General features: G+C 74.5%; 21 protein-coding genes and 1 pseudogene. 15 read left to right on the forward strand and 7 right to left on the reverse strand.

Features of this window, described 5'->3' with window-relative positions:
• Positions 1-61: 61 nt before the first annotated feature.
• Entirely contained in the window at positions 62-871 is an 810-nt protein-coding gene (locus tag ACFVU7_RS12970) for an alpha/beta fold hydrolase (RefSeq protein WP_049654204.1), read from the forward strand.
• A gap of 171 nt (positions 872-1,042) precedes the next feature.
• Positions 1,043-2,437 (forward strand): alpha/beta fold hydrolase, encoded by a 1,395-nt coding sequence (locus tag ACFVU7_RS12975; protein ID WP_388045044.1) that lies wholly within the window; start codon positions 1,043-1,045, stop codon positions 2,435-2,437.
• A gap of 88 nt (positions 2,438-2,525) precedes the next feature.
• On the opposite strand, the gene ACFVU7_RS12980 is transcribed toward ACFVU7_RS12975, so the two are convergent.
• Both ACFVU7_RS12980 and ACFVU7_RS12985 read right to left on the reverse strand, forming a co-directional pair.
• Positions 2,526-3,092, reverse strand: a complete 567-nt coding sequence (locus tag ACFVU7_RS12980; RefSeq protein WP_049654207.1) for a hypothetical protein — start codon at positions 3,090-3,092, stop codon at positions 2,526-2,528.
• Positions 3,080-4,222 carry a serine hydrolase domain-containing protein gene (locus tag ACFVU7_RS12985; protein WP_388045045.1) on the reverse strand — a complete coding sequence of 381 codons (1,143 nt, stop codon included), beginning with the start codon at positions 4,220-4,222 and terminating at the stop codon, positions 3,080-3,082. Before ACFVU7_RS12985 ends, ACFVU7_RS12980 begins: the two co-directional genes overlap by 13 nt.
• On the opposite strand from ACFVU7_RS12985, the gene ACFVU7_RS12990 reads away from it, so the two are divergent.
• Positions 4,221-4,481, forward strand: a complete 261-nt coding sequence (locus ACFVU7_RS12990; RefSeq protein WP_049654209.1) for a hypothetical protein — start codon at positions 4,221-4,223, stop codon at positions 4,479-4,481. The two genes, ACFVU7_RS12985 and ACFVU7_RS12990, sit on opposite strands and share 2 nt — an antisense overlap.
• 119 nt (positions 4,482-4,600) lie before the next feature.
• Positions 4,601-5,311, forward strand: a pseudogene (locus ACFVU7_RS12995) (vWA domain-containing protein); the annotation flags it as partial.
• A 192-nt stretch (positions 5,312-5,503) separates the two neighbouring features.
• Here ACFVU7_RS12995 and ACFVU7_RS13000 read toward each other — a convergent pair.
• Genes ACFVU7_RS13000 through ACFVU7_RS13010 form a run of 3 tightly spaced genes read right to left on the reverse strand, consistent with a single transcriptional unit; the run spans position 5,504 to position 7,268 of the window.
• Complete coding sequence (locus tag ACFVU7_RS13000; protein WP_049654211.1) at positions 5,504-5,893, reverse strand: roadblock/LC7 domain-containing protein; 390 nt, start codon at positions 5,891-5,893, stop codon at positions 5,504-5,506.
• Entirely contained in the window at positions 5,890-6,912 is a 1,023-nt protein-coding gene (locus tag ACFVU7_RS13005) for a hypothetical protein (RefSeq protein WP_388045046.1), read from the reverse strand. The genes ACFVU7_RS13000 and ACFVU7_RS13005 overlap by 4 nt, the downstream gene beginning before the upstream one ends.
• Entirely contained in the window at positions 6,909-7,268 is a 360-nt protein-coding gene (locus ACFVU7_RS13010; RefSeq protein ID WP_387966792.1) for a hypothetical protein, read from the reverse strand. The genes ACFVU7_RS13005 and ACFVU7_RS13010 overlap by 4 nt, the downstream gene beginning before the upstream one ends.
• Positions 7,269-7,409: 141 nt before the next feature.
• Here ACFVU7_RS13010 and ACFVU7_RS13015 point away from each other — a divergent pair, with 141 nt between their 5' ends.
• From ACFVU7_RS13015 to ACFVU7_RS13030, 4 genes are all read left to right on the forward strand, one after another.
• The gene (locus ACFVU7_RS13015; RefSeq protein ID WP_049654214.1) at positions 7,410-7,775 is read left to right on the forward strand and encodes a hypothetical protein; all 366 of its coding nucleotides are present in this window, start codon (positions 7,410-7,412) and stop codon (positions 7,773-7,775) included.
• Positions 7,776-8,145: 370 nt separating this feature from the next.
• On the forward strand, positions 8,146-9,222 hold the full coding sequence (gene zapE / locus ACFVU7_RS13020; RefSeq protein ID WP_388045048.1) for a cell division protein ZapE: 1,077 nt from the start codon (positions 8,146-8,148) through the stop codon (positions 9,220-9,222).
• Positions 9,223-9,705: 483 nt separating this feature from the next.
• Complete coding sequence (locus ACFVU7_RS13025; protein WP_388045049.1) at positions 9,706-10,437, forward strand: hypothetical protein; 732 nt, start codon at positions 9,706-9,708, stop codon at positions 10,435-10,437.
• Positions 10,438-10,666: 229 nt separating this feature from the next.
• Positions 10,667-12,043 carry a pyridoxal-phosphate dependent enzyme gene (locus ACFVU7_RS13030; RefSeq protein ID WP_388045050.1) on the forward strand — a complete coding sequence of 459 codons (1,377 nt, stop codon included), beginning with the start codon at positions 10,667-10,669 and terminating at the stop codon, positions 12,041-12,043.
• Here ACFVU7_RS13030 and ACFVU7_RS13035 read toward each other — a convergent pair.
• Complete coding sequence (locus ACFVU7_RS13035; protein ID WP_234348181.1) at positions 12,040-12,825, reverse strand: TetR/AcrR family transcriptional regulator; 786 nt, start codon at positions 12,823-12,825, stop codon at positions 12,040-12,042. The two genes, ACFVU7_RS13030 and ACFVU7_RS13035, sit on opposite strands and share 4 nt — an antisense overlap.
• Before the next feature lie 104 nt (positions 12,826-12,929).
• Between ACFVU7_RS13035 and ACFVU7_RS13040 the strand changes: the two genes are divergently transcribed.
• The 6 genes from ACFVU7_RS13040 (at position 12,930) to ACFVU7_RS13065 (ending at position 17,945) form a co-directional block, all read left to right on the forward strand.
• On the forward strand, positions 12,930-13,916 hold the full coding sequence (locus ACFVU7_RS13040) for an ATP-binding cassette domain-containing protein (RefSeq protein WP_388045051.1): 987 nt from the start codon (positions 12,930-12,932) through the stop codon (positions 13,914-13,916).
• Entirely contained in the window at positions 13,916-14,755 is an 840-nt protein-coding gene (locus ACFVU7_RS13045; protein WP_388045052.1) for an ABC transporter permease, read from the forward strand. The genes ACFVU7_RS13040 and ACFVU7_RS13045 overlap by 1 nt, the downstream gene beginning before the upstream one ends.
• A 70-nt stretch (positions 14,756-14,825) precedes the next feature.
• Entirely contained in the window at positions 14,826-15,812 is a 987-nt protein-coding gene (locus ACFVU7_RS13050; RefSeq protein WP_049649295.1) for an aldo/keto reductase, read from the forward strand.
• A gap of 98 nt (positions 15,813-15,910) precedes the next feature.
• A complete protein-coding gene (locus ACFVU7_RS13055) occupies positions 15,911-16,576 on the forward strand; it encodes a TetR/AcrR family transcriptional regulator (protein WP_388045054.1) in 666 nt (221 codons plus the stop codon).
• 93 nt (positions 16,577-16,669) lie between these two features.
• Positions 16,670-17,209, forward strand: coding sequence for a DUF4188 domain-containing protein (locus tag ACFVU7_RS13060; RefSeq protein WP_388045231.1), 540 nt, complete (start codon positions 16,670-16,672; stop codon positions 17,207-17,209).
• 61 nt (positions 17,210-17,270) lie between these two features.
• Positions 17,271-17,945 carry a C39 family peptidase gene (locus tag ACFVU7_RS13065; RefSeq protein WP_388045055.1) on the forward strand — a complete coding sequence of 225 codons (675 nt, stop codon included), beginning with the start codon at positions 17,271-17,273 and terminating at the stop codon, positions 17,943-17,945.
• 79 nt (positions 17,946-18,024) lie between these two features.
• Here the strand turns inward: ACFVU7_RS13065 and ACFVU7_RS13070 are convergent, their stop codons facing one another.
• Positions 18,025-18,876 (reverse strand): hypothetical protein, encoded by an 852-nt coding sequence (locus ACFVU7_RS13070; protein WP_049649292.1) that lies wholly within the window; start codon positions 18,874-18,876, stop codon positions 18,025-18,027.
• A 316-nt stretch (positions 18,877-19,192) separates the two neighbouring features.
• On the opposite strand from ACFVU7_RS13070, the gene rpe reads away from it, so the two are divergent.
• Positions 19,193-19,876 carry a ribulose-phosphate 3-epimerase gene (gene rpe / locus ACFVU7_RS13075; RefSeq protein ID WP_049649291.1) on the forward strand — a complete coding sequence of 228 codons (684 nt, stop codon included), beginning with the start codon at positions 19,193-19,195 and terminating at the stop codon, positions 19,874-19,876.
• Positions 19,877-19,985 lie beyond the last annotated feature (109 nt).

Genomic DNA, 19,985 nt, shown 5'->3' on the forward strand with positions numbered 1-19,985 from the left:
ACCCTTTCGGGTGGTTGTGTCAGTCTGGTGGGGGAGCACCGCCGAGACCGGGAGACTCGTGATGGCCGAGATCAGGGTGAACGGGGTGGCGCTGCACTACGAGGCCCGTGGCGAGGGCCCCGGCGTCGTCCTGGTGCACGGTTCCTGGAGCGACGCGGACTCCTGGGCGCGGGTGCTGCCCGGCCTGGCGGAGTCCACCACCGCGGTCGCCTACGACCGCCGGGGGCACAGCCGCAGCGAGGACCCGCTCACCCAGGGTTCGGTGCACGAGGACGCGGCCGACCTGGCCGGGCTGATCCACGAGCTGGGCCTCGCGCCCGCCTTCGCCTACGGCGACTCCTACGGCGCCCTGGTCGTCCTCCGGCTCGCCGCCGCCCGGCCCGACCTGCTGCGCGGGATCGCCGTGCACGAGCCGCCGGGCACCGGCATCCTGCTCGCCGACCCGGACCTGCGACCGCTCGGCACCGGCTTCGCCGACCGGATCGCCGCCGTCCGGGAGCTGCTGGAACAGGCCGAGTCGGCGGCCGCCGCCGAACTGTACGTGGACAGCCTCGCCTTCGGCCCCGGCGCCTGGGAGCAGCTGCCCGCGCCGGTCCGGCACAGCTACATCCGCAACGCGCCCACCTACCTGGACGAGCTGCGCGACCCGGACGCGCTCGACCTCGACCTCATCGGGCTCGCCCGCTTCGGCGAGCCCGCGCTGCTCACCCAGAGCGACGAGAGCGCGCCGATGTTCGGCGAGGTGCTGGACCTCATCGACCTCACCCTGCCCAAGGCGGAACGCCACCTGTACGGCGGCGCCGGTCACGCCCCGCACCTGTCGCAGCCGGAGGAGTGGGTGCGGGTGGTGCTGCCGCGGGCGCTGCTCTGAGACTGCCGCGGCTTCCGCGATTGATGTGACGGTGCGTCACCGTCGCTGGCTCCGTCGGGGATTCGCCCCTGGTCGAATCCCCGGATAACCGCTCGCCTTCGCCGTCGTCCCGGGCGCAGGCTACTTCCGTGCCCGCGTCAGTACGGACGCGGTGCGAGCGGAAGGACTCACATGACGAGCACGCGCGGCCGCATCGCCGCCCTGCTGGGCGCCGTCGCGGTGGTCGCCGGCACCACGCTGGCCACTCCCGTGGCCGCCACGGCCGACACACCCGCCACGGCCAGGCCAGGCGGCGGGATCACCGGGCAGGCGCCCTGCCCGGACGCGCCCGAGTTCACCTGCGGGACCCTCACCGTCCCGCTCGACCACAGCGGCGCCGTCCCCGGCACCCTCGACCTCGTGGTGGCCGTCGCCGGGAACACCGCGGCCCCCAAGGGCGACCTGCTGTTCCTCACCGGCGGCCCCGGCCAGCCCGGCGTCCCGCTGATGAAGCGGATCGCCGGCAAGATGGCGCCCGTCCTCAAGGACTACCGCCTGGTCATGTACGACCAGCGCGGCACCGGCGCCCGTGCGCTCCAGTGCCCCGGCCTCCAGGAGGACATGGGCTCCTCCGACCTCGCCGTGCCGCGCAAGCAGTCGATCGCCGACTGCGCCGCCACCCTGGGCCCCAACGCCCGGTTCTACAGCACCGCGGACACCGTCGCCGACATCGACCGGCTGCGCGGCGCCCTCGGCGACCGGCGGCTGACCCTCGACGGCGTCTCGTACGGCACCCTCGTCGCCGAGCGGTACGCGCTCGCCCACCCGGCGCACGTGGCCCGGCTGGTGCTCGACTCGGTGGTGCCGCAGCAGGGCTACGACCCGCTCGACCTGGCCGCGCTGCCCGCCAGTGCCCGGGTGCTGCGGGCCGCCTGCCAGGCCACCGGCTGCACCACCGACCCGGCCGCCGACCTGGCCGCCACCGTCCGGCGGTACGGCAACGGGGCGCAGGTCCTGGACGCCCTCACCAGCTACGAGTTCACCGACCCGAACTACGGCGGGGTCCCGGAGGCGCTGCACGAGGCCGCCGGCGGGCAGCCCGCCAAGCTCCAGGCCTTCATCGAGACCGTCCACCGGGACGACGCGGCCCCGGCCGAGGCGCTCAGCCAGGGCCTGCACGCCGCCACCGTCTGCGCGGACTCGCGCTTCCCGTGGGGCAGCACGGACACCCCGGTCGCGGGCCGGGCGGCGGCGCTGGAGCGCACCCGGCAGCGGCTGACCGCCGAGCAGACCTGGCCGTACGACGCGGCGACCGCGACCGGGCTCGGCAGCCAACTGGTCTGCCTGGACTGGCCGCGCGAGCAGGTGCCGCCGATCCCGCCGGCGCACCGCAGGCTGCCGAACGTGCCGGTGCTGCTGCTCGGCGGCGACCGGGACCTGTCCACGCCGAACGAGTGGCTGTACCAGCAGGCGGAGCTGGCGCACGACCCGCAGGTCGTGATCGTCCCGGGTGCGGCGCACTCGGTGCAGACCCGGGCGGCCGACCCGGCCGGGCGGCAGGCGGTGTACGACTTCCTGCTCAAGTAGCGGGGGCCGTCGGCGGGTTGCGTCCGACGGTGGACCGCCGCCGGCGGTGGGCCGTTCCGAGCAGGGGACGGAACGGCTCGCCGCCGCGCTACGGCCCGGCCGCGCCCCAGCCGTCGTCGGGCAGGGAGCGGTCGGGCTCGGGGCAGTCGAGGTGTTCGTAGCCCCACAGCAACGCCTTGTGCAGCGCCCACGCCTCCAGCGGCGGCTCGTCCTGGGACGCCCGGTTCGTCAGGACCAGCTCCACCCGGACCTCCTCGGCCGGCGAGAACAGCAGGTTCCGCTGGTCCGGGAGGTTCTCGTACGTCACCGTCTGCCAGCTGTGGCCGGTGGCGGTCAGCGCCGCCATCAGGTCGGCCTCGGAGACGTGGGTGTCGAGCGTCGCCGAACCGCCGCCCGGCTGCGGGAGGTCGAGCTCGCCCTGCCAGACCGGCAGGGAGAGCGAGTGGAGCCGGCGGCAGCGGCAGAACACCGTCCGCACGTCGCCCCAGCAGAAGGCGTGCGGCCACCGGTCGCCCCGGTGGATGCCGCCGCCGTCCCACGGATCGCCGTAGTGGACGGCGAGTTCGGGCAGCGAGGCGCCGTAGCGCAGCTCGCCGAGGCCGCCGGTGGTGGCCAGGACGGTGACGAGCGGGAGGAAGCCGGTCAGCCCAGGCACTCGCGCACCGCCTCGATCAGGCGGTTCGCCCGGGCATCGCCGTGGCCGATCATCCGGTTGGCGACATAGGCGAAGCCGACGCCGAACTCGTCGTCCCCGAAGGCGAACTGGCCGCCGGCGCCGTCGTTGCCGAAGCTGCGCGCGCCGAGCAGCGGGCGGAAGGCCGGGGAGTCGAGCAGCAGCCCGGAGCCCCAGCGGGCGCCCATGTCGAAGCCCAGGAAGCCCGCCCCGGAGGAGACTTCGCGCACCGCGCCGGTCACGGTGTCGGGCGAGAGCAGGCGGGGCGCGCCGTCCAGTCCGGTGGCCGCCGCCGCGTAGAGGCCCGCCAGGCCGGTGGCGGAGGCGACGGCGCCCGCGCCGGGCAGCTCGATCGCGTGCAGCGCCGGGTCGTTCCAGCCGTGCGGCACGTCCAGGCCGGGGAAGACCAGGGCGCCGTTCATGGTGACGATCCGGGTCAGCAGGTGCTCCGGGCCGGGCATCGGACGGCGGCCCTCGGCCTCCACCAGCCGGGCCAGGCGGGGGAGTTCGCTCTCCGGCAGGCCGATCCAGACCGGCAGGCCGAGCGGCTCGGCGATCTCCTTGCGCAGGAACGCGCCCGGGGTCAGCCCGGTGATCCGGCGGATCACCTCGCCGACCGCGAAGCCGAGCACATGGCCGTGGTACTCGTACGCGGTGCCCGGCTCCCAGAGCGGCTGCTGCGCCTCGATCGCCCGGACCACCGGATCCCAGGCGGCGACCTCCTCGAAGGAGAGCACCGCGTCCAGGGCGGGGATGCCGGCCCGGTGGCCGAGGATCATCCGGGTGGTGACGTCCTGCTTGCCGTTGCGGGCGAACTCCGGCCAGTAGCGGGCGACCGGCGCGTCCAGGTCGAGCCGGCCCCGCTCGGCGAGCAGGTGGGCGCTGATGCTCACCGGGCCCTTGGCACAGGAGAAGACGGGCACGAGGGTGTCCTGCGCCCAGGCCCGCCCGGTGCGCTCGTCGGCCGTGCCGCCCCACAGCTCGACCACCTTCCGGCCCCCGACGAACACCGTGACGGCGGCGCCCAGCTCGGGGAACCCGGCGAAGTTGGCGGCGAAGACGTCCGCGACGGCGCCGAAGCGCTCGTCGGCCCAGCCCTGGTGCTGCTGCATGATGTGGTGCCCCGTTCTGCCCAGTTCCGCCCTCAAGATCGACCGAACCACGCTACGGGAGCCCGGCGCCCCTGACGAGGGGATTTCACCAGGCCGGGACGGGTGGGACGGATGTGGCAGACTCGCCGGCCCCGGCCTGCGGCGGCTCTACCACCCGTACGACGGCGGGGCGGACGTCTACCTGGCGTCGACGGAGGAGCGGGACCGGCTGAAGGAGCGGCACGCCGGGTGGCTGTCGGGGCACCCGAACGGCCTGTGAGCGGCCGGGCCGGGCGGACGGCTTGCCCTCACCGCCGTCCGCCGCGCACAGTGTCCGGAGCGCGTTGACGATCACGCGCCCCGGCAGCCCGGCTGCCGCAGCGAGCGAGGGAGCGACACATGGCCGTCAGTCTGAGCAAGGTCGAGCAGAGCGCGCCCGCACTGGTGAGCCTCTACAAGACGGCCGGCGCCTCGGTGGAGCGGCGCGGGCTGAACGGCCAGCGGGTGGCGGTGTACCTGGTGGTCGACTACTCCGGCTCGATGCGGCCCTACTACAAGGACGGCAGCGTCCAGGCGCTCGCCGACCGGGTCCTGGGGCTGTCGGCCCACCTGGACGACGACGGGACCGTGCCGGTCGTCTTCTTCTCCACCGAGGTCGACGCCCAGGCCGAGATCGCCCTGGAGGACCACGCGGGCTGGATCGACCGGATCGTCGCGGGCCTCGGCCACATGGGCAGGACCAGCTACCACCTGGCGATGGACGCGGTCATCCGGCACTACCGGGAGAGCGGGGCCACGGACCCGGCCTTCGTGCTGTTCCAGACGGACGGCGGCCCGATCAGCAAGCCCGCGGCGGAGAAGAAGCTCTGCGAGGCGGCGACGCTGCCGATCTTCTGGCAGTTCATCGGCTTCGGCGACCCGGACAGCCGGCAGTTCGACTTCCTGCGGAAGCTGGACGAACTGCCCGTCCCGGAGAAGCGGCCGATCGACAACGCCGGCTTCGTCCACCTGGGGCGCGACCCCCGGACGGTCTCCGACGACGAGCTGTACGACCTGCTGCTCACCGAGCTGCCGAGCTGGCTGGTGGCCGCCCGGGCCCAGGGCATCGTGCCGGACGGCCCGGCGCTGCGGGCGCCGGTCGGCGCCGCGGCCGAGGAGCGGCCGCAGCGCCGGGGCTTCTGGGCCACCCTGACCGAGGGACTGGGGAAGCGGGGCCGCAGCGGTCGGTAACCCGACGGCGTCGGGACCAGGCGCTCTCTTCCGGATCACGCCGCGCGCCTGGCATGATCCGAACGAGAGGGCCTAGACCGCGGGGACCATTCCGAGCAGCTCGCTCAGGCGGCGGACCGTGGCGGGCGACTCGCGGTGCAGGCCGGCGATGTCGAGGCCCTCGTCTCCCAGAATCATCAGCAGCGCCTGCTCCCCGATCGCCAGCACCACGACGTAGCCGCTGGTGCAGCGGGTGACCACGTCGCGCAGGCCGCCCACGCCGACCTCGGCCGCGGTGCGCCGGCCGAGGCCGAGCATGGCGGCGGACAGGGCGGCGGCCGACTCGGGGTGGACGGCGGCCGTGTCGGCGGCCACCAACAGGCCGTCGGTGGTGGAGACGACACTCTCCGAGATGCCCATGACCCGGTCGCGGAGGGACTTCAACTCGTCGACCAGCACGGCGGTCGGTGTCTGGCTGCTCATGGTGCGCTCTTCTCGCTCTGCTCGGTCGTCTCGGTACGCGCGGTGTGCTCGGCGCGGTGTGCGTTCGGTGGACCGTCGGAAGCGGCCGCCGCTCCCTCGGATCGGGCGGGCAGGCCGCCGGGGCCGCCCGGACCACCCGCGCCGCGTCCGCTGCGGACGCGGCGCGGTAGCGGCCCGGTGTCGGCCGGCGGCGGTTCGCTCGTCGGCGTGCGCGGGGCCACGCTCGGTGCCAGGGGCCCCGGGTGAGCCGGCTCCCGGTGGAGCAGGTGCCGGGCGTCCATCCGTACGACGTCGAGGAGCACGGCGAACACACCGCGTCCCAGGGCGAAGCCGAGGTCGCGCGCGGTGCGGCGGCCGGTGGCGGCGGCCAGGATCTCCCGGTAGCGGACCGGGATCCGCAGCGCGCCGGACTCGGCCCGGGCGGCAGGACGGATCCGGATGCGGGCCAGTTCGCCGGGCGGTCCCCAGAGGCGGGTCAGCAGGGCCGTCCGCCGGGCGGTCTCCTCGAAGAGCCGCTCCGGCTCGATGCCCGGGCGCAGCGCGATCCTGGCAGGCGGCGCCGCCTCGGCCGTCTCCCAACTGCCGGGCGGGCTCAGCACCAGGGCGAAGGCCCCGTCGAAGGCGGCGGCGGCGCAGACGGCTTCGAGCTCGGCGGCGCCGATCGACCCCTGAGCCACCAGGGCCGCGCCGAGGTCGCCGCCCCAGGTCGGGGGAGCGTCGGTCGGTCGGCCGATGGACGCGGCCGTCTCGGCGGACGCCCACTCCTCCTCGCCGACGCGCCGGGACTTCAGCAGCAGGGTCGCGGCGGTCGGGGCCCCGGGGGTCTCGATCGCCGCGACCAGACCCTGCTCCAGGTGGATCGTGCCGCCCGGTGCGCTGGAGACGGTGACCGAGCCGGTGAACTCCGTCCGGCGCAGCGCGAGCAGCAGCGCGGGCACGTTGCGCGCGGTGGGTGGAGCCGGCGTCGTGGGAGTCGCGGGCCCGGCGGGCGGCGCCGTGCCGTGGGACGGGTCGGTCATGCCAGCAAGTCCTGCGCGCGGTCGGCGGTCTGGCGGAGGGCCAGTGCCAGGTTGGTCCGTTCCCGGTCCAGCACGGTGGCCAGCAGCAGGGGGTCGCCCTTCCGGGACACCACCTGGACGACCTGGTGATGGCGGGTGCTGGTGACCACCAGGCTCTCCAACTCGCTCTCCGCCCCTGCCTCGTACAGCCGCTCGCCGATCAGGTTGGTCAGCTCGGCGAGTTCGGCCCCGGTCCCGAGCAGCCGGTGGTCCCCGGCGGACTGGTAGCTGAGACCCGTGACGGCGTCGACGAGCGCGGCACCGACCACTCCGGGGGAGCCGAGCACATCGGAGAGGGAAGCGTCGAGTGCGCGCACCAGTACCCCTTCACGTTCTGAACCCCGGCAGCGTACTTTATTCCATCATTTTCACGAGGCGACCACAACCGGCGGCTTCTTGCTATTTTGTTCCCGCACACGGGAGTTCTGCCCGGAAGTCACGCAAAGGACGAACAGCGCATGAACATTGACGAGGCACTCAAGGACGCGATGGCCATCGAGGGGGCCATCGGAGTGGCCGTGGCCGACCACGAGAGCGGTATGTCACTCGGGTTCCTCGGCGGGGGGCAGCAGCTCGACCTGGAGATTGCGGCCGCCGCCAACACCGAGGTCGTTCGTGCGAAGATACGCGCCCTGGCCGCGCTGTCGATCGATGATGTCATCGAGGACGTCCTGATCACCCTCGGCACCCAGTACCACCTGATCCGCCCGCTGACCCGCGGTCACGGCTCGCTCTTCCTCTACCTGGCGCTGGACCGCTCGCGGGCCAACCTCGCGCTCGCCCGGCACGGTCTCAAGCGCATCGAGGCCGCTCTCGACATCTAGCGGGGCCGGGCCGGCCGCCCGGGTGTCCGCGCCCCGTCCGGACGTCCTGACCGGACGCCCTGCCCGAAGGCCCGCGCGGGCCGCGTTTCGCGCGCGGAATTCCGGACGGAGCGAATGCGCGGCGTGACGAACCGACTACGGGGATCCGTCCGCGGGAATCGGGCCGCGAATATCGCGGGTGTGCGTCCGGCACGGAAATGCGTGACTTTCCGATGACTGGGCGTCATATTCGCCCCGGCTGTTCCGGCCGGCGGTGGAGCGCCGGAATACCGTGGTCGAACCGCCGGAGCGCCGGTGTTTCGGCGGTGCCGCGGACCGGGCAACTCCCGGTGATCCCGACGGTTCTGATGCCCTGCTATGGTCCGGACCCGTGACGGACGGGGTGCGGAACCAGTACGAGGCGATGCGCGGGCACTTCCACCGGGCCGCGGGGCAGCAGGGATTCACGCTCGACCCCGCCCAGGAGCTCCCGGTCGAACGACTCAGTCGGCTGGCCGGCGAGCTGGCCCACCCGGCCTGGCGGCTGCGCCGCAGTCCACGGCACCTCTACCTCTGGGGCCCGGTCGGCCGCGGCAAGAGCTGGCTGGTGGACACCTTCCTCGACGGGCTGCCGACCCCGCGCAAGCGGCGGCTGCACTTCCACGACTTCTTCCGCCGACTGCACGAGGGTGTCGCCCACCACTCCGAGAGCCGGAGCGCGGACGGCGCGGCGGTGGACCGGGCCGTGGACGAGCTGCTCGGCAACTGCCGGATCCTCGTCTTCGACGAGTTCCACGCCCACGACGCGGGTGACGCGATGCTGGTCGCCCGTCTCCTCCGCACCCTGCTGGACCGGCGGATCACCCTTGTCACCACGTCCAACTACCCGCCCGCCGGGCTGATGCCCGACCCGCTGTACCACCACCTCTTCGAGCCGACGATCAGGCTGATCGAGGAGCGGATGGACGTGCTCGACGTCTCCGGGCCGGTCGACTTCCGGCGGCAGCCCCGGTCGGAGCGCGCTCACGGGTTCGACCTCGGCGCCCGTCTCCGCCCCGGCGACGAGCCCTCGGCCGGTCTCACCCCGCCCCGGCCCGAGGAAGCGGGTCCGGTGGCCGCCCACCGCCGTGAGCTGTCGGCCCGGGCGGTCCGCGAGGACCACGTGTGGTTCGGCTTCCAGGAGCTGTGCGAGGGCCTCACCTCCGTCGCCGACTACCTCGCACTCGTTGACCGCTTCCCCACCGTCGTCCTCGACGGCGTCCCACCGCTCACCGAGGCGTCCCCCGACGGCCGTCGGCGCTTCGCCAACCTGGTCGACGTCTGCTGCGACCGCGACGTCCGCCTGGTCCTGATCGGCGCCGATCCGCTCGCCGGCCTCGCCACCGGCTCCACCCTCATGCGCGACCTCGACCGCACCGCCAGTCGCCTCGCCCTCCTCCGCCCGCCGGTTCGGGAGGCCGCCGGCTGAGCGCCCGCCGGGCAACCGGCGGGAACGGAGAAGTCCTGCCGAAGTGCCAGGACTTGCCCGGTCGATCGCGCCGGCCCTGGAGGGGGGTTGCTCGCCCGGCGCCTTGGCGAACCGGCGTGCCAGGCCGGGCCGGAGTCCGGTAGCGTGCGCGAAGGAGTGCCGGGAAGCCTGGTCGGCGATCGAGGGACAGCTGTGTCCGCGAGCCGGTCCGGGGGTGGTGTGCGTGGCGCTCGACGCGAGGTCCGCCGGCGCGCCGCCGGCCCGGCCGCGGCTGGGTACCCGCCGGCCCTCGCGCGGACCCGCTCAGGCCGTACGCATCGCTCACGGGGCTTCGGCGAGCTCCGGACCGACTCCGAGAACCGCGACACCGTCCGGCGTTCCGGCCGCCCGGTACCGTCCGACCCCGGAAGGGGCGGGGCGGCACGCCCCGGCGACGGCGACCCGGGGGTTCCGGCCGCGCACCGGACCGGGGGGAGAACCGTCATGACCCACCGTCCCTCACCATGGACCCGTACCGGCGGCGCGCTGCTCGCCGTCGCGGCGCTGGCCCCGGCGGCGGCCGCCTGGTACGTGTTCACCGTCGTGCTGCCGGACGACGCCGAGCGGTACCGCTCGTACACGGCCGCCGTGACCTGCCCGGCCGGGAGCCCGGGCGCGGGGGTCGAGGAGTGCGTGCGCACCGTGCCGTTCACCGTCAGCGGCACGGTCGTCCGCAACGCGGGCAAGAGCTCCGAGTTCCGGGCGACGCTGGACGGCGCGCCGTTCTGGAGCGGCGAGGTGGGGTTCGCCGACGGCGGGCCGCTGCTGGACGGACTGAAGCCCGGAGACCGGGTGGACGGCACGGTGTGGCGCGGCCGGGTGATGCGCCTGGAACGGGCCGGTGTCGCGCAGGCCTCGTACGACGAGCCCCGCGACGAGGGGCAGTTCACCGCCGGGGTGGGCACGTTCGCCGCGCTGCTGGCCGTGCTCGCCGCCGTCCTGGGCGCGCTACGGTTCACCGGCCGCCCCGGCGACGTCACCCTCGACCTCGCCCGGTCGCTCGTCCTGTGGACGCTGCTCGCCTGCGGAGTGCCCTCGGTGCTCGCGTCCGTGACCGGCCTGCCGTGGTGGACGGTGCCGGCCGCGGCCGTCCCGGCGGCGCTGCTCGCGGCGGAGGCGGTGCGGCGCCGGAACCGGGGGAGGACCCCGGGGGGACCCCGCCGGCTGCCCGCTTGATCGACGACCCGTCCCCGCTTGCGCCCGCCCGTCCCCGCTTGCGCCCGCCCGTCCCCGCTTGCGCCCGCCCGTCCCTGCTCGCACCGGCCCGTCCCTGCTCGCACCGGCCCGTACCCGATCCCGGCCGTCGGACAATGTTTCGGCCGGATGAGGAACGGTGTCGCTACCGTCTACCGAGCCCGTGGCCTGGGCAGGCTCGGGCTGACAGTGCTAGCGAAAGGGGCCGACGATGGCCGCAGTTCACGAATCCGTCCTCGACGCGATCGGCGGGACGCCGCTGATCCGCCTGGCCCGGCTCGGCGCCGGGATCGCCGCGCCGATCTACGCCAAGGCCGAGTTCCTCAACATCGGCGGCAGCGTCAAGGACCGCGCCGCGCTCTCGATGGTGCTGGCCGCCGAGCGGGACGGCCTGCTGAAGCCGGGCGGGACGATCATCGAGGCGACCTCCGGGAACACCGGCATCGGCCTGGCGATCGTCGGGCGGCAGCGCGGGTACCGGGTGATCGCCGGGGTGGCCGACAAGTCGTCGGCCGAGAAGTCGGACATCCTGCGGGCGTACGGGGCGGAGGTCGTCCTCGCGCCGACCGCCGTGCCGGCCGAGGACCCGAGGCACCTGTTCAACGTCGTGCAGCGGCTGGCCGAGGAGATCCCCGGTGCCTGGCTCGCCAACCAGTACGACAACCTGGCCAATCCGGACGCCCACATCCGGACCACCGGCCCCGAGATCTGGGAGCAGACCGGCGGCCGGGTGACCCACTTCGTCGCCGGCGTCGGTACCGGCGGCACCATCATCGGCACCGGCGGCTTCCTCAAGGAGACCTCCGGCGGCGCCGTGACCGTGGTCGGCGCGGACCCGGAGTCCTCCACGTACGGGGGCGGCGACGGCAGCCCGTGGTACGTCGAGAGCATCGGGCACTACCTCCACCCCGACACGGTCGAGGACCGCATGCCGCAGGCCCTGCGTACGGAGCTGATCGACTCCTACGAGCGGATCCCGGACCGCGAGGCGCTGCTGGCCGCCCGTCGCCTCTCCCGCGAGGAGGGCCTGTTGGCCGGCCCGTCCTCCGGCGCGGCGGTGGCGGCGGCGCTGCGGGTGGCGCGCCGGCTCGGGCCGGACGACCTGGTCGTGGTGGTGCTGCCGGACTCGGGGCGCTCCTACCTGTCCAAGGTGCACAGCGACGCGTGGATGCGGGAGTGGGGCTTCCTGGAGGAGGCGGCGGACGGCCTGCGGCCGCTGCTCGACGCCGCCGCGCCACTGGTGACGGTGGCCGCCGGCGCGACCGTGGGCGACGCGCTGGAGGCGCTGGGCGGTGCGCCGGGCGGCGTGGCCCCGGCGGTGCTGGCGCGGGCGGCGCGCCCGTACGGGGTGGCCGCGACGGAGGTGGTCGGCTCGGTCTCCCGGGCCGCGCTGGCGGCGGCGCTCGCGGACGGCGCCGCCAAGCCGGGCGACCCGCTGGGCGGGCTGATCGGGCCGGCGCTGCCGACGGTCGGCGTCGGGCAGTCGGCGGCCGACGCGCGGACGGCGCTCGGGAGGACGCACCGGGCGGTCATGGTCCTGGTGGACGGTCGGGTGGCCGGGGTGCTGCCGAGGGAGGCGGTGGCCTAACCCCCTTCGACTGTCTCCTGGGCGCCCCCTTCGGCGGGCGCCAGGATCGCCGAGATCACCCGGTCCAGGGTGCGGTCGAAGGCCCGGTCCGGGTCGGCGGGCGGGCCGGTGGTGGCGAACGCCTGGGCCAGGTGCGGGAATTCGCCGCTCGCCGCCGCCTGGCCGAGGTAACCGACCAGCTCCGCCTGCCACTTGGCGCCCGCTGCGGCCGTCTGCTCGTACTGGGCGAACTGGCCGACGAAGCCGTTGAACAGCGCCATCGCCTCCATCCGGGCGCCCCCGCCGAGGCCGGTGGGGGCGGTGACGGCGAGGAAGTGGTCGGTGTAGCGCAGGGCGTTGGGGCCGATGCTGGGGCGGACCAGCACCAGTGCGGGCAGCCAGGGGTGGCGGCGGGAGAGGCCGAGCTGCTGGTGGGCCAGGTCGGCGAGGTCGGCCCGGACGTCGCCGCTCGGCGCGGGCGGGAAGCGGTACTCGCCGGCGACCGCGTCGAGCATCAGGTCGAGCAGGTGCTCCTTCTTCGGCACGTAGTTGTAGAGCGACATGGTGCCCGCGCCGAGCGCCGCCGCGACCCGGCGCATGGAGACCGCGTCCAGGCCCTCGGCGTCGGCGATCGCGATGGCCGCGGCGGCGATCGAGTCCCGGCTGTGGGCCGGGCGCGGGCCGCGGCCGGTGCGCTCGGGGCGCAGCCAGATCACTTCGGGGGCCTCGGGGGGCGTGGGCCTGTCGGGCTGTTCCGACTGTTCCGGCTGGTCGGGGCCGGTGGGGGACTTGCTGGACGGCACTGGAAGATCACCTCGCCCTCCCATCTTAGATACGTACGGCGTACGTAGTACGATGACGCCCAAGCGCGCTTCTACGTACGCTGTACCTAGAGAAGGGCAGAGCCATGTCCGACACCGCCCGACCCGCCGCCGGCGCGGCGCCCGCCATCGAGATGACGGGCGTGCGGAAACGCTTCGGCGCCACCGAGGCCCTGCGCGGCCTCGACCTCACCGTCCCGGCCGGCACCGTCTGCGGCCTGCTCGGCCCCAACGGCGCCGGCAAGACCACCGCCGTCCGCGTCCTCGCCACCCTGGTCGCCCCCGACCGCGGCACCGCCCGGGTCGCCGGACACGACGTCGTCCGCGCCGCCGAGGACGTCCGGCGCGCCATCGGCCTCGCCGGGCAGCACGCCGCCGTCGACGAGGGCGTCACCGGCCGCGACAACCTCCGGCTGTTCGGCCGGCTGCACCACCTCGGCGCCCGCCGGGCCCGGGAGCGCGCCGACGAACTGCTCACCCGCTTCGACCTCACCGAGGCCGCCGACCGGCTCGTGCGCACCTACTCCGGCGGCATGCGCCGGCGCCTCGACCTCATCGCCAGCCTGGTCACCAGCCCGCCGGTGCTCTTCCTGGACGAGCCCACCACCGGGCTCGACCCGCGCAGCCGGCAGGCGATCTGGGACACCGTCAAGGAGTTGGCGGACGCCGGCACCACCGTGCTGCTCACCACCCAGTACCTGGAGGAAGCCGACCGGCTCGCCGACGACATCGTGGTGATCGACCACGGCGCCGCCATCGCCACCGGCCCGCCGGACCGGCTCAAGGCCGCGATCGGCAGCCAGGTCTCCGTCACCCTGGCCGACCCCGGGCAGCTCGCCGCCACCGCCGTGGTGCTGTCCTCGATGACCGGCGGCGACGCGCGGGTGGACGTCGCCGAGCGGACCGTCACGGTGCTGACGACGCCCGGCGTGTCCGTCCTGCTGCCCTCGCTGGTAAGGGAGTTGGACGGCGCGGGGGTCGTCGCCGAGGACGTCGCGGTGCGGGTGCCCTCGCTGGACGACGTGTTCCTCGCGCTCACCCAGGAGTCCGCGGACGCCGGGAGGGCCGCCTGATGACCGCCGCCGCACTCGCGCCCCCGCGCCCGTCCGCCGTCCCGCGCCCGTCCACCGCCCGGCGGCTCGCCTCCGGCACCTGGACCTCGATGCTCCGCGTCCTGCTCAACTACCGCCACTCGCCCGGCCTGTTGGCCGCCTCGCTGGGCGTGCCGGTGGTGATGGTGGTGGTCTTCGGGTACGTCTTCGGCAGCGCCATGCAGGTCCCCGGAGGGGGCGGCTACCGGGAGTTCCTGATGCCCGGCCTGTTCGCCATGGTGGCCACCAACGGCGTCATGCCCACCATGGTCGGCGCCGCCCGCGACGTCGGGCGCGGGGTCACCGACCGGCTGCGCTCCATGCCCGTCTCCCGCACCGGACTGCTGCTCGGGCAGGCCCTCGCCGACCTGCTGGTCAGCGTCGTCGTCCTGGCGCTGCTGGCGCTGGTCGGGCTCGCCACGGGCTGGCGCGTCCGGCACGGACTCGCCGACGCGGCAGGGGCGTTCGCACTGCTGCTGCTCTTCCGCTTCGTGATGACCTGGGTCGGTACCGTGCTCGGTCTGACCATCGGCAGGGAGGAGGCAGCCGGCCAACTGTCCGCCGCGGTGATCCCGTTGGCGATGGTCACCAACGCCTACGTGCCGACCGGCGGCATGCCCGGCTGGCTGCGGTTCCTCGCCGACTGGAACCCGGTCAGCTCCGTCGTCCAGGCCTGCCGGGAGCTGTTCGGCAACCCCTCGGCGGCCGGTTCCGCCTGGCCGACGCAGCACGCCGTGCTCGCCGCGCTGCTCTGGAGCGCCGTGCTGCTCGCGGGCTGCATGCCGCTCGCCGTACGGAAGTTCGCCACCCACGGGCGGTGATCCGCCAGCTTGCGGCACGCCCCCCAAATGTGCTGGACAGCGGGGCCGGTGTGGTCTTGGGTGGGGCGCCATGGAGTACACCCACCTCGGCCGCACCGGCCTGACCGTCTCCCGCCTCTGCCTCGGCACCATGAACTTCGGCCCCCACACCGAGGAGGCCGAGGCCCACCGCCTCATGGACGCCGCCCACGAGCACGGCATCAACTTCTTCGACACCGCCAACACGTACGGCCGCGACCGCGAGGGCCGGCTGCGCGGGCGTACCGAGGAGATCATCGGCCGCTGGTTCGCCAAGGGCGGCGGCCGCCGCGAGCGCACGGTCCTCGCCACCAAGGTCTACGGCGACATGGGGGACTGGCCCAACGAGAGCAGGCTCTCCGCGGTCGCCGTCCGCAAGGCCGTCGAGGCCAGCCTGCGCCGCCTCCAGACCGACCACATCGACCTCTACCAGATGCACCACATCGACCGGGCCACGCCCTGGGAGGAGATCTGGCAGGCGATGGAGGTCCTGGTCGCCCAGGGCAAGATCGTCTACGTGGGCTCCAGCAACTTCGCCGGCTGGCACATCGCCCAGGCCCAGGAGACCGCCCGCGCCCGCCACTTCCTCGGCCTGGTCAGCGAGCAGTCCCTCTACAACCTGCTCGACCGGGCGGTCGAACTCGAAGTCGTCCCCGCCCTCCAGCACTACGGCCTCGGGCTGATCCCGTGGTCCCCGCTGCGCAGCGGCCTGCTCGGCGGCGTCCTGCGCAAGGAGCGCGAGGGCACCCGGGACCGCAGCGGCATGGCCCTCGCGAGCGAACTCCTCGCCAAGCACCGCGACCGCATCCAGGCCTACGAGGACCTCGCCGCCGAACTCGGCGCCGACCCCGCCGACCTCGCCCTCGCCTGGCTCCTCTCCCGCCCCGTCGTCACCGCCCCCATCATCGGCCCCCGCACCAGGGCCCACCTCGACGCCGCCGTCGGCGCGCTCGACCTCAAGCTCGACCAGAAGACCCTCGACCACCTCGACGAGCTCTTCCCGGGCCACCGCCCCGCCCCGGAGGACTACGCCTGGTAGTCCTCCCGCGCCCCGGCTTCGGCCGGTGCCTCCGTCGCGCCCCCGGCGGCCGTGGGAGACGGCCTGGCCGGGGGCGCGGCTGTGGTAGCAAGGCAGGCATGAGGGAGCGGGAGCAGGAACGGGAGCGGGAGCGGGAGCAGGAGCGGGCGCGGAAGCGGGGCGGGGGCCGGGGGGCGTACCACCACGGGGCGTTGCCGGAGGCGTTGGTGGCGGCGGCGTTCGAGGTGCTGGACGAGCAGGGGCAGGAGAAGGTCAGCGTGCGGGAGGTGGCGCGCCGGGCCGGGGTGTCGGCGGGGGCGCCGTTCCGTCACTTCGCCGACCGGCAGGCGCTGTTGACCGCGCTGGCGGACCGGGTGCTGGCGGACTTCGTGCGCTGGCAGGAGGCCCAGGTGGCGGCCGCCGGGCCGGACGGCAGGTCGGTGATGCGGGCGATCGGGCTGGGGGTCGTCCGGTACGTGCTGCGCCATCCGCGGCGGTTCGAGCTGGTGCGCTCGCGGGTGTTCGCCGCCGCGCGGGACCCGGAGCTGAGCGAGCGGCTGGACGGCATCGACCGGGTGTTCACGGACCTGATCGTCGCGGACCAGGAGGCGGGCCTGCTGCGCCCCGGGGATCCGGCGCTGGTCGGGCTGGCCGGGCAGGCGTTGGTGTACGGGCTGGCGCAGATGATCCTGGACGGCTACCTGCCGGCCGCGGCGGCGGAGGAGCTGGCCTGCCAGGTGATGGACACCTTCGGCCAGGGGATCGCCAACCACCCTTCGCCGTAACCGAATTGTGCGCTGGACGAGCCTTGACCGGGCCATTCCGCGCTGATGTAATCACCGATTACATCGGCACGGGCACGGGAGGCAGAGATGTCCTTGTTCGCCAAGCCGCAGCCGGGCTACACCACGGCCGCCGCCACCGGCGACACCGTGGTGCTGCTGATCGGCATGCGGATCAACCGCTTCTGGGCCGTGCACCACTGGGGCCCGGTGATGTTCTCGATGCTCCGGATGCTGTACGAGCTGCGCCGCGCCCCCGAGCGCGGCCTGCGCGGCCGCGTCCTGCTGACCGCCTCGCCGCGCACCTACTACGTCGTCCAGTACTGGGAGTCGAAGGAGAAGCTGTACGGCTACGCGAGCGCGCCGGACGGCTTCCACCACACCGTGTGGGGCATCGTCAACCGCAAGCTGCGGCATGGGAAGACGCGCGGCCACGTCGGGCTCTGGCACGAGACGTACATCGTGCCGCAGGGCGGGTACGAGGCGATCTACTTCGACATGCCGCCGTTCGGCCTGGCCGGTGCCACCGGCTCGCTGCCGCTGGAGGCGCGCGGCCGGCGGGCGTCGCAGCGGCTGGCCTACCGGGAGCCGGAGTCCGGTGGGGTGGAGCCGGCCGAGGCCGGGCCCGGCGCCTGAGTACGGCCGCGCAGGGAGTGTCGTGAGCCGCCCGGCCGCCGCGCCGTGAGAGCGTCGGGGGATGGTGGATCGGGGCGACGCGCGGCCGGAGGCGCCGACGCGGCCGGTACGGGTGGTGCACGAGGTGCCGTACCGCGCGCAGTGGGAGTCGGCGGAGCTGGTGCGGGAGATCGTCGACGGGCGGCTGGACGCGTCCGCCGACCCGCGCTGGGGGCAGTCCGGAGCGGCCAGCGCGGAGGAGTACGCGTGGTGGTCCTGGCGGCTGTGCGGGGTGGCCTGCCTGCGGATGGCACTGGCGCACTGGTGGGGCGTGAACCCGGCGGCGATGGCGCTCGCGGAGGAGTGCCTGGCGGCCGGCGCGTACCTGCGGGACGGCGACGGCCTGCGCGGACTGATCCACGCGCCGTTCGCCGGGTACGTCGAGCGGCGCTGGGGACTGGCCGCGCGGGCCCGGGAGTTGACGCCCGAGGAGGTGTCGGCCGAGGTGGTCGGCGGCCGGCTGGTGATGGTCTCGGTGCACCCGTCGATCCGGGAGCCGTACGGGCCGGAGCCGGTGCGGCGCGGCGGGCACCTGGTGCTGGCGGTGGGCGCCACGGACACGGCGCTGCTGGTCCACAACCCCTCCGGGTTCCCGGGGGAGTCGCAGGCCTTCGCGCGCGTGCCGTGGCGGTCGTTCGGGCGGTTCTACGCCGGGCGGGCGATCGTGCTCGGCCCGCCCGGGGCGCTCTCGTCCTGAGGCCGCGGACGGACCCTGGCGGCGTCCTCGGCCCGACGTCGCGGACCGGGCGGGCCGGGCGGACCGGGTGGGCCGGCCGTCACTGGTTGTCCGGCAGCCCCATCGGGTTGATCGGCAGCTCGCTGCGACAGAGCGCCGAGATCGGCTTCAACGCCGCCGCCAGCCGGTCGAGTTCGGCGCGCGGGTAGTCGTCCCAGACCCGGGCGGCGGCCAGGTCGGTGGCGGCCTCCAGGGTCTGGTGGCGGATCCGGCCGAGCTCGGTGACCGTCCCCTCGGCGGTCAGCCAGCCGCGCTCGACCAGGCGCTCTGCGGCCGCCTCCCACTCGGCGTCCGTCCACCCGCGCAGCGGCTGGATCATCTCGCGCCGCATGTCCATCGCGCAGCGGACCACCAGCGCCTCGCAGCCGTCCAGCCCGGCCGCCACCAGGGCGGCCACGTGGCCGTCGCCGCGGTGCTCGCGCATCACGGTGGCGGCCTGCCAGAGCCGCTCGTAGAGGCCGCTCGGGCGGGGCAGCGCGGCGTTGGCGGCGGCCAGCACCCGGCCGGCGCAGTCCAGCCGGGTGGCGGCCTGCTCCAGGGTCTCGGCGACCAGCTCCACCTGGTTCTTGTCCACGTGCTCCAGTAGCCGGCCCAGAATCGTCGCCGAGGCCTTCAGCCGAACGGCCAGCGCCTCCTCCGGGCTCGCGTGGTTCCACACCTCCGGCAGGGCCCGCTCGACCATCGCCGGAGCGAAGTTGAAGAACGCGGCGGTGACCGGCGGGGCGTCCACCGCGCCGAGCGGGGCCGCGCGGGTGGCGAAGTAGCCGTGCAGGCGGCCGTGCAGACCGGCCTCCTCGAAGGCGGATCGGCCCTCGGGCAGGAAGTAGGTGACGGCGTGCACCGGCTCGAAGAGCCACCACAACGCGCGGGCGGGGTGGACGAGATCGGTCATCGAGGGACCTTCCTCGGACGGAGCCCCGGGCGGGCCGGGGCGCTCGGCTGGTCGGGACGACGGCCCGGCGGGAGCCGCGGCGGATGCGTGGACCGTTCACGCGGCAGGAGCGTGGACCGTTCACCTGGCAGGTGCGTGGACCGTACAAGGGCTGATGACCACGGGGAAGGCCCCGGTAACCCCCGAGGGGGTGTGATGACGGTCACGCGGGGGCGGCGCCGTGCGGTCGGCGGCGGTACGGCACGGGATGATGGGATGAGGTGCCCGTTCCGGGGGCGCCGAGCCCTCGCAAGCCCTCGTACGAAGGTAGTCGGTCATGGCCCAGATCAACCCCAGCATCCTGTCCGCGGACTTCGCCCGGCTCGCCGACGAGGCCGAGGCCGTCCGGGGTTCCGACTGGCTGCACGTGGACGTCATGGACAACCACTTCGTGCCCAACCTCACCCTCGGTGTCCCGGTGGTCGAGTCGCTCGCCCGCGCCACCGACATCCCGCTCGACCTCCACCTGATGATCGAGGACCCGGACCGCTGGGCCCCGCAGTACGTCGAGGCCGGCGCCGGCTCGGTCACCTTCCACGTCGAGGCCGCCGCCGCGCCCGTCCGCCTCGCCCGCGAGATCCGCGCCAAGGGCGCCCGCGCCTCGATGGCGCTCAAGCCCGGCACCCCGATCGAGCCGTACGAGGACCTGCTGCCCGAGCTCGACATGGTGCTGATCATGACCGTCGAGCCCGGCTTCGGCGGCCAGGCCTTCCTGGACATCATGCTGCCGAAGATCCGCCGCACCCGGGAGCTGATCGCCAAGCACGACCTGGAGCTGTGGCTCCAGGTGGACGGCGGCGTCGCGGCGAGCACGATCGAGCGCTGCTCGGAGGCGGGCGCGGACGTGTTCGTGGCCGGCTCGGCGGTGTACGGGGCCGAGGACCCGGCCGAGGCGGTCCGCAACCTGCGGGGGCTCGCCGAGAAGGCGGCGGCCGACGCCTGGTGGGCCTGCGGGCACTGAGCGCCCCGGGGGCGGCGGCCCGTCGCCGGTGACGGCGCCGCCGGATGGCCGGGCACGGGTGGAGGAACCCCGCACCGTGGCGGATGATCGGTGACGGTGTCCTCCGAGG

It is taken from the genome of Kitasatospora sp. NPDC058046 (assembly GCF_042885595.1).
Lineage (GTDB): Bacteria > Actinomycetota > Actinomycetes > Streptomycetales > Streptomycetaceae > Kitasatospora.

Coding starts and splice junctions, on each gene's coding strand:
- ACFVU7_RS12970 (WP_049654204.1), top strand. CDS start 62: ATGGCCGAGATCAGGGTGAACGGGGTGGCGCTGCACTACGAGGCCCGT.
- ACFVU7_RS12975 (WP_388045044.1), top strand. CDS start 1,043: ATGACGAGCACGCGCGGCCGCATCGCCGCCCTGCTGGGCGCCGTCGCG.
- ACFVU7_RS12990 (WP_049654209.1), top strand. CDS start 4,221: ATGATGTGGTGCCCCGTTCTGCCCAGTTCCGCCCTCAAGATCGACCGA.
- ACFVU7_RS12985 (WP_388045045.1), bottom strand. CDS start 4,222: ATGCAGCAGCACCAGGGCTGGGCCGACGAGCGCTTCGGCGCCGTCGCG.
- ACFVU7_RS13000 (WP_049654211.1), bottom strand. CDS start 5,893: ATGAGCAGCCAGACACCGACCGCCGTGCTGGTCGACGAGTTGAAGTCC.
- ACFVU7_RS13005 (WP_388045046.1), bottom strand. CDS start 6,912: ATGACCGACCCGTCCCACGGCACGGCGCCGCCCGCCGGGCCCGCGACT.
- ACFVU7_RS13015 (WP_049654214.1), top strand. CDS start 7,410: ATGAACATTGACGAGGCACTCAAGGACGCGATGGCCATCGAGGGGGCC.
- ACFVU7_RS13025 (WP_388045049.1), top strand. CDS start 9,706: ATGACCCACCGTCCCTCACCATGGACCCGTACCGGCGGCGCGCTGCTC.
- ACFVU7_RS13030 (WP_388045050.1), top strand. CDS start 10,667: ATGGCCGCAGTTCACGAATCCGTCCTCGACGCGATCGGCGGGACGCCG.
- ACFVU7_RS13040 (WP_388045051.1), top strand. CDS start 12,930: ATGTCCGACACCGCCCGACCCGCCGCCGGCGCGGCGCCCGCCATCGAG.
- ACFVU7_RS13045 (WP_388045052.1), top strand. CDS start 13,916: ATGACCGCCGCCGCACTCGCGCCCCCGCGCCCGTCCGCCGTCCCGCGC.
- ACFVU7_RS13050 (WP_049649295.1), top strand. CDS start 14,826: ATGGAGTACACCCACCTCGGCCGCACCGGCCTGACCGTCTCCCGCCTC.
- ACFVU7_RS13055 (WP_388045054.1), top strand. CDS start 15,911: ATGAGGGAGCGGGAGCAGGAACGGGAGCGGGAGCGGGAGCAGGAGCGG.
- ACFVU7_RS13065 (WP_388045055.1), top strand. CDS start 17,271: ATGGTGGATCGGGGCGACGCGCGGCCGGAGGCGCCGACGCGGCCGGTA.
- ACFVU7_RS13070 (WP_049649292.1), bottom strand. CDS start 18,876: ATGACCGATCTCGTCCACCCCGCCCGCGCGTTGTGGTGGCTCTTCGAG.
- rpe (WP_049649291.1), top strand. CDS start 19,193: ATGGCCCAGATCAACCCCAGCATCCTGTCCGCGGACTTCGCCCGGCTC.